This window comes from Streptomyces sp. NPDC001156, assembly GCF_053598275.1.
In genome coordinates, this window is record NZ_JBSFJX010000251.1 from 1 (window position 1) to 10,442 (window position 10,442).

Annotated in this window: 10 protein-coding genes and 1 pseudogene; 8 read left to right on the forward strand and 3 right to left on the reverse strand. The window is 67.6% G+C overall.

The window, feature by feature from the left end:
- Positions 1–324 precede the first annotated feature (324 nt).
- The 8 genes and pseudogenes from ACWDA7_RS45780 to ACWDA7_RS45815 all read left to right on the forward strand — a co-directional run bounded on the left by ACWDA7_RS45780 (position 325) and on the right by ACWDA7_RS45815 (position 8,085).
- Positions 325–636, forward strand: a complete 312-nt coding sequence (locus tag ACWDA7_RS45780) for a hypothetical protein (RefSeq protein WP_450613214.1) — start codon at positions 325–327, stop codon at positions 634–636.
- A gap of 39 nt (positions 637–675) precedes the next feature.
- Entirely contained in the window at positions 676–1,638 is a 963-nt protein-coding gene (locus tag ACWDA7_RS45785; RefSeq protein WP_450613216.1) for a SpoIIE family protein phosphatase, read from the forward strand.
- Between the two features lie 427 nt (positions 1,639–2,065).
- Positions 2,066–2,968 carry a LysR family transcriptional regulator gene (locus tag ACWDA7_RS45790; protein WP_450613228.1) on the forward strand — a complete coding sequence of 301 codons (903 nt, stop codon included), beginning with the start codon at positions 2,066–2,068 and terminating at the stop codon, positions 2,966–2,968.
- Positions 2,969–3,231: 263 nt separating this feature from the next.
- Positions 3,232–3,705, forward strand: a pseudogene (locus ACWDA7_RS45795) (3-hydroxyacyl-CoA dehydrogenase NAD-binding domain-containing protein); the annotation flags it as partial.
- A 118-nt stretch (positions 3,706–3,823) separates the two neighbouring features.
- Positions 3,824–4,048: a hypothetical protein gene (locus ACWDA7_RS45800; protein WP_450613231.1), complete on the forward strand. Its 225-nt coding sequence runs from the start codon at positions 3,824–3,826 to the stop codon at positions 4,046–4,048.
- Positions 4,045–5,259, forward strand: a complete 1,215-nt coding sequence (locus ACWDA7_RS45805; protein WP_450613229.1) for an acyl-CoA dehydrogenase family protein — start codon at positions 4,045–4,047, stop codon at positions 5,257–5,259. Before ACWDA7_RS45800 ends, ACWDA7_RS45805 begins: the two co-directional genes overlap by 4 nt.
- A gap of 5 nt (positions 5,260–5,264) precedes the next feature.
- A complete protein-coding gene (locus tag ACWDA7_RS45810) occupies positions 5,265–6,389 on the forward strand; it encodes a CaiB/BaiF CoA transferase family protein (protein WP_450613218.1) in 1,125 nt (374 codons plus the stop codon).
- 1,402 nt (positions 6,390–7,791) lie between these two features.
- Entirely contained in the window at positions 7,792–8,085 is a 294-nt protein-coding gene (locus ACWDA7_RS45815) for a hypothetical protein (protein WP_450613220.1), read from the forward strand.
- Positions 8,086–8,380: 295 nt separating this feature from the next.
- On the opposite strand, the gene ACWDA7_RS45820 is transcribed toward ACWDA7_RS45815, so the two are convergent.
- From ACWDA7_RS45820 to ACWDA7_RS45830, 3 genes are read right to left on the reverse strand one after another with little or no spacing between them, the layout of a single operon-like run.
- On the reverse strand, positions 8,381–8,764 hold the full coding sequence (locus ACWDA7_RS45820; RefSeq protein ID WP_450613222.1) for a fic family toxin-antitoxin system, toxin component: 384 nt from the start codon (positions 8,762–8,764) through the stop codon (positions 8,381–8,383).
- Positions 8,761–9,057 (reverse strand): type II toxin -antitoxin system TacA 1-like antitoxin, encoded by a 297-nt coding sequence (locus ACWDA7_RS45825; RefSeq protein WP_450613224.1) that lies wholly within the window; start codon positions 9,055–9,057, stop codon positions 8,761–8,763. The genes ACWDA7_RS45820 and ACWDA7_RS45825 overlap by 4 nt, the downstream gene beginning before the upstream one ends.
- On the reverse strand, positions 9,014–9,808 hold the full coding sequence (locus tag ACWDA7_RS45830; RefSeq protein WP_450613226.1) for an integrase core domain-containing protein: 795 nt from the start codon (positions 9,806–9,808) through the stop codon (positions 9,014–9,016). The genes ACWDA7_RS45825 and ACWDA7_RS45830 overlap by 44 nt, the downstream gene beginning before the upstream one ends.
- Positions 9,809–10,442 lie beyond the last annotated feature (634 nt).

The window sequence follows — 10,442 nt, forward strand, 5'->3', positions numbered from 1 at the left end:
TGACCAGCCGCTGCAGCTCAAGCCCAGTCACTTTCACCCAAGCCCCGAGCAGGCACCGGCATGCCCTCGGCTGCTGTGATTTTCCGGCCAGACGTCGTGGAGATGTCCATGGAGCGCGTGTTGGACGGATTCCAGGCCCGAGCCGCCCTCGTCAGCCTGGTCGATGGAGATCGGCTCCGCGTAGCTTGCAGCTCGGGCTGTGCAAGGGAATTCATACGCACCTTGAATGGCTCACTGCTCGCGCAGCGCAGGCCGGAGACGGACGCGGTGGAGCGACGGCGGCTGGTCCTGTACGGCCCTCGGGATACACAGACAGCCGGCCGGTTGCCCGAGCCGCTGTCGGACCAGGAATGCTTCTGGATGGTCCTGCCACTGATTGCCGGGCGCAGGGCGGTGGGTGCCCTGTCGATGGCGTTCGGCGTCGATCGCAGTGACATCGTCGCCGAGCAGGGAACGCTGACCACGCTGGCCACGGCAGTCGGTCAAGCGGTCGAACGAACCAAGATGAACGACGTTCAGCACGCGCTGGCCGATGACCTGCAGCACGCACTGCTGCCCCCCGTGCTGCCCCAGCCGGCCGGAGTGGTGAGCACCAGCAGGTACGCATCGGCGACCAGCGGAATCGAACTCGGGTGAGACTGGTATGACCTCATCAAGCTCCCCGAGGGCCGGGGCATGATGGTGATCGGGGACGTCCAGGGTCACAACACGGCCGCCGCTGTGGTGATGGGCGAGCTACGCAGCGGTGTGCGCGCCTACGCGACCGAAGGACACGACCCCGGAGTCGTGCTCACCCGGGCGAACCAGCTCATGATCGGCCTGGAAACCGACCTCTTCGCCACCTGCTGCTGCGCCTGGCTTGATCCGGACACCGGGAGGGCGCAGATGGCCACCGCCGGGCATCCACCGCCTCTGATGCGCACGGCTGACGGCCGAATGCCACCCGTCTGTCTCGACGCAGGCATGCCTTTGGGCATCGACCCGGAGGCGACCTTCGAGGTGATGGAGCTGCAACTCGAGCCGGGCACGTTGCTCGCCTTCTACACGAACGGTCTGGCCGGTGTCGGAGGCGATGTGGACCCCAAGGTGGTGAGCGTAGCCTTTGACGACCCCGGGAACCTTGAGTCCGTCGGCGACCGACTCATCAGGGGCTTCAGCCAGTCGCCCCTGCGATGCTCCGACGATGCCGCGTTGCTCCTGGTCGTCTACGAGGGGCCCTCGGCTGAAGCTCAGCACAACGTCCGGCAGTTGAGGATCCACCGGCGCGATCTGCACGGGGCCCAGCAGACGCGCAGACTCCTGCGGGAGTGGCTGCCCGGGTGGGAGCTGTCCGCCATGGCCGATGACGAGGAACTACTGGTGTCGGAGGTCGTCACGAACGGCCTGGTCCACGGTGACAGCGACGTGTACGTCTACGTGCACAGGTATCCCGAACGTATACGCGTAGAGGTCCGTGACAGCGATCCGCATCTCGCGCAGGCCGTAACGGTTCCCCGCGAGGAGGACCAGGCCGAGGGCGGGCGGGGACTGGTCATCGTTTCCGCGCTGGCTTCGGCATGGGGCAACTCACCGAGCGGGCGCGGGAAGACCGTGTGGTTCGAATTGCCGATGCCGGATGCCCATGGCGCTGACGCCTGACACGGCACACCTTCGCGTGATGTCTCCGTGCGCCTGACCGTCGACCAAGCCCGCACCGCCGTCACACTCCGCCGGGCGCTGCCGTCCTACCGGCTCACCGCCTCGCCCCCCGCGCCCCCGATTCAAGAGACCACCAGGCCACCAGGGTTGACGGCGGTCTGACGACGACGGACGTCACGGTACGCAGTGGCGTGTCAGGGGCTGTCGGCGCTGGTCGTTTCCGGGACGGAAACTGATCCGCTCTGCACGACGAACTCGCCTGGAAAGCAGAGGGTCGGCTGCCCCGGGGTGCCTCGCTGCGTGCCCGTTCAGAGGGCACGCAGCAGGGAACCACAGCTAGATTCGCTCTCCCGTTCAGGTCAGTGCCTTGCCAGGCTTCAGGAGGCAACCGCGGCCCGATGGATCGGGTTAACGTGACGAGGTGGAGATGTTTCATTTGCGGTATTTCGTCGCGGTTGCCGAGGAGCTGAATTTTTCTGCGGCGGCCCGGCGACTGCACATGGCCACTTCGCCGTTGAGCCAGCGAATCAGGGACCTCGAGAAGGAGCTCGGCCACCGACTGTTCGAGCGCGATTCACACAGCGTCACGCTCACGCCGGCGGGCGAGGCGCTGCTGCCGCTCGCCCGGGATGTGCTGGAGCAGATCAACGCCATGCCGTGGCGGCTGCAGGAGGCGACCCGGCCGGGGCGCTGCTCCATGGTCGTGGGCATTGCCACCGGGATGCATCCGAGGCTGAGGGAGCTCCTCAACGTGCTCGCCGAGCGTGTTGAGAACCGGTGCGAGCTGCTGCGCCGGCCCGGCCCTTCCAAGGATCTGATCACCGCCGTGGGCGAGAACAGGGTCGCGTTCGCGCTGGCCCGGCTGCCGGTCAGCGACCCCTCACTGGACCTGCTGCGTGTCATGTCGGAACGGCTGGGAGCGGTGGTGCCGGCCGATCGGTTCGCCGGGCGGGACTCCCTGGCGCTGCAGGACCTGGCCGACCTCTGTTTCGTCGTCTCACCCGATGAGGTCAGATCGCCTTATTTCGACCAGCTCGACCGGGAGATTTTCGAGCGTGGGGTCAGGAAACGCATCAAGCTGACCGGCGTCGGCTATGGCGGAATCGCTGAAACGGTTTCCAGCGGTAGGGGTTTCTTCTTTGCCGTGCTCGACCCGGACAGTCCCATACACGGCTATGCAATGGAGAACACGAAGGTCCTGCCGTTCACTGATTTCGAGCGCCGGTTGGAGACTGCCCTGATCTGGCGCCGCGAGCGCGCCTCGGGCGGTGACCTGGACGAACTCATCGAAGCAGCCCGCGAGGTCTTCGCCAATCCGATCCACGTCTGATATCGGGGCGGGCGTTACGTGCGGGTGCAGGATTCGCGCTCGGATTCACACGGGGCATGCCCTGGCGGCGGCGTGACCACTGCGGTCACGCCAACGTTAGCAATACGATAATTCCAATGTCCAAAATGCGCCATTAGCGTTCATTGTCGTAGCCACCAAGGCGACGGAAGGACGCGAAAATGGCGGACGCACACGTCCCCGGGCCGCTCGACGGCGTGCGAGTCATCGACCGCATCCACACCGCCGACGGGCTGATCACCCACATGCGCCCCCGTGGGCCGGCCCGGCTGGGCCTGGACACCGACGGCCTCACCGATCTCGTCCCCCTCGCGCCCGACATCACCGAAGCTCTCCTGGACGCGGACGTCGTCCAGGGGAACGGCCCCGAACGGGTCGAATCCAAGAAGGGGTTGTTCGCCCAGCAGGTCCGGGAGACCCCCGGACACGCACTGCCGCTGAGCTCGTCGTCGGCGATCCCGGCGACGGCTTTCACCACGGGACTCGAGGACGCCGACCGTGTCCTCGTCGGACATCCCTTCAACCCGCCCCGCCCGCTGCCGCTCGTCGAGGTTGTACCTCGCGAACGCACCACAAAGGAAGCCGTGCAGGCGGCGGTCGACTTCTACACCGCCGTCGGCCGCACCCCCGTCGTCGAACGCCAGGAGATCCCCGGCTTCGTGGCCAACCGCCTCCAGAACGCGCTCAGCCGCCAGGCCGTCTGCCTCGTCCAGCACGGCGTGGTGACCCCAAAGGACCTGGACACCGTCGTGCCCCACTCGCTCGAACATCCGCTGGGCGACGGTCGGCCCGTTCCTCGGCTCACACCTGGGCGGCGATCCCGGCGGCTTCCGCCGCATGAGCGCACACATCGGCCAGTGGGTGCAGCAGCCGGCCCTCGGACAGCCCTCGCAAGACCCCGAGCACCGGGAGCGAGTCGTCCAAGCGGTGAAAAAGGCATACGCCTCCACGCCGTACACCGACTCGCCAAGACCGGCGGCCCACGGCCGCAGGCAATTCGCCATCCCGTCCGCCCTGGACGACATCCGGCAGGGCCAGCACCAGATCGAGAACGAAAGATGACCACGACCACCGACACCACTCCCGTCGCGCAGCTGGAGGACCAGCTGACAGCCGACTTCTACCAGTACGAGGCGCACCTTTCGCACGAGGAGCGCGAGATCCTGCTCAACGCCCGTACCTTCCTGAGCAAGGAGATCGAGCCACTGGCCAACAAGTACTGGGCCAAGGCCGAGTTCCCCGTCGAGTACATCGAGAAGTTCCGCGGCAGCGGACTGAACGCCCTGGCCTACGAGGGCTACGGCGAGCACAAACCTGCGGTCAGTAACCTGCTCAGCGGCATGCTGGCGATGGAGCTGAGCCGCGTCGACGCCTCGACCGCCACCTTCTTCGGTGTCCACAAGGGACTCGGCTTCTACTCCGTCTACTACGGCGGCGACCAGGAACAGCGCGACAGGTTCCTGCCCGCCATGGCCTCCATGGAGAAGGTCGGCGCTTTCGGCCTGACCGAGCCGCACGGCGGCTCCGACGTCTCCGGCGGCATGCGCACCACCGCCCAGCGCGAGGGCGACACCTGGGTCCTCAACGGCGCCAAGACATGGATCGGCAACGCCACCTTCGCCGACTACGTCAGGGTCTTCGCGCGGGACGTCGACGACAACAAGGTCAAGGGCTTTGTCGTCGCGAAGGGCACCCCCGGCTTCGAGCCCGAGAAGATCGAAGGCAAGACCGCGCTGCGGATCGTGCAGAACGCCGAGATCACCCTGACCGACGTCCGCGTGCCGGAGGCGAACCGGTTGCAGAACATCAAGGGCTTCCCGGACGTCGCCGAGGTCCTGCGTGTCACCCGCAGCACGGTCGCCTGGGAGGCCATGGGCGTGATGATCGGCGCCTACGAACTCGCGCTGGACTACGCCAAGCAGCGCATAGCCTTCGGCCGTCCGATCGCCAAGTTCCAGATGGTGCAGGACCTGCTGGTGAAAAGCCTGGGCAAGATCACCGCCTGCTGGGGCCTGGTGGTGCAGCTCGCCCGGCTGCAGGACCAGGGCATCTTCCGCGACGAGCACTCCGCGCTGGCCAAGACGTTCGTCTGTGCCCGTATGCGCGAGGTCGTCGCCTGGTGCCTCGAGCTCTTCGGCGGCAACGGCATCGTCCTCGAATACGACGTCGCCCTGTTCTTCGCCGACGCCCTCTACTCCTACGAGGGCACGCATCAGATACAGACGCTCATCGTCGGCAAGTCCGTCACCGGCCAAAGCGCCTTCGTAGGGTGAATACGATGACCACCGAATCCGTCTTCACCAGCTTGAAGGTCCTGGACACCTCGAGCTTCATCGCGGGACCGGCCGCGGCCACGATCCTCTCCGACTGCGGAGCGGACGTCATCAACATCGAGCCGCCGAAAACGGACGCCCCCTGCCGGCACCTGAGCTCCGTGCCGCCCGACCCCCGGGCCCTGGCCAACTACGGCCGGCACCTCGCCCACCGCGACGAGCGCGGCATGGTGATCGACCTGAAGTCCCCGGCGGGCACGGAGGTCCTCAAGCGGCTCGTCAAGTGGGCCGACGTCGTGATCACCGACCTCCCGCACGGCACCCGTGAGAAGCTCCACCTCGGCTACGACGAGGTCGCAGGCTGGAACCCGAGGGTCATCTACGCCGACCTCACCGGCGTCGGCGACGCCGACGCCAACGCCAGGCAGCCGGGCTTCGACCTGACCGTCTTCTCGATCGCAAGGGCCCTCCACCACCGCGAGCAGACGGGACAAGGCGCCAGTGTCCAAACATCCCTGCTCGCCCCGGGCGTCTGGGCCATGGGAACGCTCGTGGCCGGCGCGCTCGCCGACAGCACACCATGCGAACTGCACGAGCGGACGAAGCCGGTGAACGCGCTGACCAACCCCTACCGGACATCGGACGGCCAGTGGCTCATGCTGGCAACCTCGTCCGTGCACTGGCCGCAACTGACGCGAGCCATCGAGCGCCCAGCGCTGCTCAAAGATCGCCGGTTCACAGACACCGAGGGCCTTGCCAAGAACGCCGCCGCGCTCGCCGAGCTGCTCGACGAAGCGTTCCGCTGGCGGCCCTTCGCCCACTGGCAAGACGTCCTGACCAGGGAACACGTGACCTTCGGCCTCATCCAGAAGCCCCAGAAGACCGCTCAGGACCCGCAGCCGCGCGCGAACGACATCGTCGTACCCCTGGAAGGGGCCAGCGGGATGCACTGCACCGTCAACAGCCCGGTCGGCCTCCAAGGCGTGCCGAAGGCCCCTGCCAAGCGGGCACCGGACCTGGGCGAGCACAACGACGAGATCCTCGCCGAGCTGGAATCCGGCCCCGCCGAGATCGCCCGACTGCGCACCCATGGAGCGATCCCCGATACGGCGCACGCGCAAGCCGCGTGATGAGCACGGCGCCCGAACCGCCGACACCACGCCCCACCAGCGCCGCGGCGGAGCTCTTCACCATCACCGCCGGCCACCCGGCGCAGAAGAACGCTGCCGGCCACGAGAACCTCGCGGATGACCCCGGCGACGGGCCGACAGGCCGCGACTCCCACGGTCACAGAGCGCCGCAACTCCATGATCACCAGGACCCGTGCCCGTCCCGTGCCGGTGTCCCCCACCGCACCCATCCGCACGACTCCTATTTGATCTTGCAGTGGCGTGGGCGCCGGGTCAGCAGCCGACGAAGCTCCGCCTGCAGGACCAGGAGCCGAACACCACGTGGCGTCCACTGGATTGACGGGGGCCAGCAGGCCATCGCCCGGCCACCGAGCGCACCCCGCTTCCGCCCAGGCCAGTTGCCTGCCGACCTCGACGAGGACCTCGATGCGGTCGGCCGGCCCGTACACCTGATACCGCCCCACCGCCGGGTCATAGGCACGCACCTGACTGTGGGGACCGGAGCACACCAGGGCACGGGCGACGTCCGGCAGGCCCAGGCCGAGGGCATCGCATTCCTGATCACCGATGAGCTGGAGCAAGTCCGCAATGACCACCTCCCCGTCGCCGACCTCCGGCCAGAGCGCACCGCCGCCCAGTTCATGGGTGAGCGCGGACAGCGGCACGATCTCGCCCGGCAGGCGGCCGCGGGTGAGGCGGTCGTAGATGAGCGCGCCGTCGGGCTCTCGTACACGCGGGTGCAGCAGGGAGGCTGTGGCCACGAGCGAGGTGTTGATCTCCTGAGCGCCGGGCGGATAATACGCCTCGTGGGCGAACAGCAGATACACCTCGCGGGTAGGCTGCTCGGAACCGCGCTGGGGCATGTGCGTTTCCTCCTCAGTGGGCCGATGAACCGACGTCGGGTTAGCCACCGGTGGAAAACCCGACATCGGTCGCGGCCTGCTGTTGTGCAGGCTGGGCAGGTCGGTGATGACGTACGCGGCCGCGCCGAGGGGGCCATCCGGGTTGCGCTCGCGTTCCCTCAGCAGGAAGCCGTGCTTTTCGAGCTCCCTGAGCCCGCTCTTCACGGCCGCCTCGCCGTCGCAGCCGCGGCGCGCCAGGGCGGTGACGGTCATCCGCCAGCCGTCCCGGTGCGTGCTGATCAGTCCGAACAAGCCCTTCGCTTTGAAGCACAACCTGCTGTCGCGGAAGAGGCCGTTGGCGATCTGAGTAGACCGGTCCCCCGCCATCACCCCACGGCGGATCTCCGCCCCGAAGTGACTCATCGCCATCCACCGCGCACCAGGCCGCCGACGCCTTGGCGCGCGTCCGCGGGCTCGACGGAGGGGTGGGGGTAGCCGACACTACCCTCGCCCCCCGCCGCAGTGTCGCGATAAGCACCCCCGGTGGCAGGATCAGTGCTATGGGCACCGAGAGAGTCTGGGTGTACCGCGTGGAAGAGCCGCACGGCTCGCAGGGCTGGCACCCCTACGGCTCCCACTCCCACCGGTCGCGGGGAGTGGTCACCACCGACGCCCCGGGGCAGGACGCCAAGTACGTCGCCGCCCTCGTCGTCACGGACCTGCTCACCGAGTGGAAGGTGAACGGCATCGGCCAGCAGCACGTGCGCGTGATCGTGTGGGCGGACGAAGAAGGCGCCGGCCCCAAGGACGCGGCCTTCATGGTGGAGATCCAGCCCGGCGCCGACGGAGGGTGATCCATGGCGACCGGATTCGCGAACCGGAGGGATGCTGGCCCGGCTTCGGCCGACGGGTCGGGGCCTGGTGACCGAGGCACACTGCCTCCCACCAGTGCGGATGAGTATTCGGCAGGCGCAGCGTCCGGCGATGCATTCGCCGGACAGGCTCCCAATCGGTCGGGATGTGGACGTGCGTTCTGGGTGAGGATGGCGTGGACGGCGGCCCGAGTGCCCGAGGCGCAGCAGTTCGGCGGCGGTGACCGCAGGGTAGGTGGGTGCTCACCGACGGGCAGCTGTGTGTTGTCGGCGTAGTTCAGGTGGTGGTCCAGTCGCGTAGCTGGCGGGCGATCCGGGCCACGCCGAGCGCTCCGGAGGCGGCGTCGCGTACTAGTGCGACGGCCGCTTTGGGCAGGTAATCGAGCTGGCGCCCGTTGAGGGTGAGGTAGGCCTCGGTGGCATGCCAGGCGAAGGCCTCGCCCGAGTGCTCCAGGCACGGCAGTCTTGCGAGGGTCTGCAGCAGCGCGGCCGCCTTGAGGTGCAGGGATCCGTAGATTTCATGCTCCATCGCTCGGGCGTTGACCCGGGCCACGGCGGCGTAGAGCGGCCCGTAGTCGTCGACCTGGGGATCGCCATCGAGCAACTCGGCAGCGTGCAGCAGGAACGTGACGTCGAGCGGGTGAGGTGCCGGCTGGGTCACGCGGCGTGACCTCGCTCCTGGTGCTCGAGCTCCTGCCGCGCCTGCTGCTCGGCCGCCCGCTGCTCAGTGCTGGGATCGACGCTGCTGGGCTCGGCTGCGAAGGCCGCGCCGCTGCGGGCCATCGACTCCCTGAACCCTTCCAGGAACCGCTGCTCGACGGCGGTCGCGCGGGCGTAGGCGGCCGAGAGGATGTACTCCTGCATGCTGACCCCCTCCTGCTTCGCGGCAGCCGCGATGGCCGCCCGCTGCTCAGGGTCGGGGAAGCGCAGGTTCATAGCCTTGGTTTCCGACATGGCACCAATGGTACCAGTGGTACCGCGCCGTGGTCCCGGAACACCGACATCGCCGCCCAGTGCACCCCGCATGCCTGATGACACGCGATGAGGCATCGACGGCAGGCGGTTCGGGCGCGTCGACTCCGTCAAGGCATCGCTGTCCGAGTGATCGGTGAGGCCGATGTTCGTTGTGGTGGTCGGCGTACTCGTCGACGACGAGGCGCAGGTGCCGCTCTCCGGTGATCAGGATGCGGTCGGTGGCCTCGCGCCTGCAGGATCCCACCCAGCGCTCGGCGATCGCGTTCATCCGCGGTACGCCCGGCAGGATGGGCGCCACCCGGGCGCCGACGGCGGTGAAGACCGCGTCGAAGCCCTCGGCGAAATAGTCGGCGTTGTCCCGGATCAGGTACCGGATGCCAGCGGTATGGACGTCGTCGTCCAGGCTCGTCAGCAGATTGCGGGCCTGCTGGGTGGCCCATTCGGCGGTGACATTGCAGGTGACGCCAGTGATGTGCACCCGCCGGGAGCCATGCTCGACGAAGAACAGGACGAACAAACGCCGCAGCAACACCGTATCCACGTGGGACACATCGACGGCAAGAATCGCTTGGGCCTGGGCCGTGAGGAACTTCGCCCAGGATCGGCGGGCACGCTGGGGCGCCGCGTCGATGTCGGCCTGCTTCAGGATCTCCCAGATGGTGGAGGCGGCGATCTGCCATCCCAGGCTGAGCAGTTCGCCATGGATCCGGCGATATCCCCCATCCATCATTTTCGCGAGCCACGCGCAGCACCAGAGCCCACAGTGCCTCGGGCTTGGCCGGGCGGCCCGGACTGCGGTGCGGATAGGTCCACTTCCTCGCGATCAGCCTCGCATGCCAACGCAGGACCGTGCGCGGGGTGACCAAGAGTTTCAGGTTGAGGCGCTGACGCTTGTTCAGTAGTCGAACGAGGGCGGCGATCACCGCCCGGTCGCCGAGGGTGAAAGCGGGTTTTGGCCTGCCGCGTTCCAAGACACTCAGCTGATGGCGCAGCACCAAGATCTCGACGTCTTTCGCCGCGGAGGAGCGGGCCAGCAGCCGCAGCCAACCCAAAAGCACGCAACACAACCGGTAGAGCAGACCTATCGCCACGGCGCCCTAGCGTGCACCGAGGCCATCCCGGAGGCTCCGATGTGATCACATCGTGACTCCAGAACTACAGCTCAGCATGGGTGACATGGGTTGTCGGCACGCACAGGGTCCCACGTACTGACAGGGTCCCGCCTCCGGACTCGGGCGGGCTCGCAAGCCCAACGGCACCCGCTCCCTTAGCCTCGATCCACCGACCGATGCCTGTGGATGACGCTTGGGAAAATGAAGAAGTGCCTTGTGACCTGCGATGATGGGAGTTCTTTACGCTTCCAG

What these genes read in the sequence shown, in the direction of transcription:
- ACWDA7_RS45805 (WP_450613229.1), top strand. Translation starts at nt 4,045, where the DNA reads ATGACCACGACCACCGACACCACTCCCGTCGCGCAGCTGGAGGACCAG.
- ACWDA7_RS45825 (WP_450613224.1), bottom strand. Translation starts at nt 9,057, where the DNA reads ATGTCGGAAACCAAGGCTATGAACCTGCGCTTCCCCGACCCTGAGCAG.
- ACWDA7_RS45800 (WP_450613231.1), top strand. Translation starts at nt 3,824, where the DNA reads ATGAGCGCACACATCGGCCAGTGGGTGCAGCAGCCGGCCCTCGGACAG.
- ACWDA7_RS45815 (WP_450613220.1), top strand. Translation starts at nt 7,792, where the DNA reads ATGGGCACCGAGAGAGTCTGGGTGTACCGCGTGGAAGAGCCGCACGGC.
- ACWDA7_RS45790 (WP_450613228.1), top strand. Translation starts at nt 2,066, where the DNA reads ATGTTTCATTTGCGGTATTTCGTCGCGGTTGCCGAGGAGCTGAATTTT.
- ACWDA7_RS45830 (WP_450613226.1), bottom strand. Translation starts at nt 9,808, where the DNA reads ATGATGGATGGGGGATATCGCCGGATCCATGGCGAACTGCTCAGCCTG.
- ACWDA7_RS45810 (WP_450613218.1), top strand. Translation starts at nt 5,265, where the DNA reads ATGACCACCGAATCCGTCTTCACCAGCTTGAAGGTCCTGGACACCTCG.
- ACWDA7_RS45785 (WP_450613216.1), top strand. Translation starts at nt 676, where the DNA reads ATGATGGTGATCGGGGACGTCCAGGGTCACAACACGGCCGCCGCTGTG.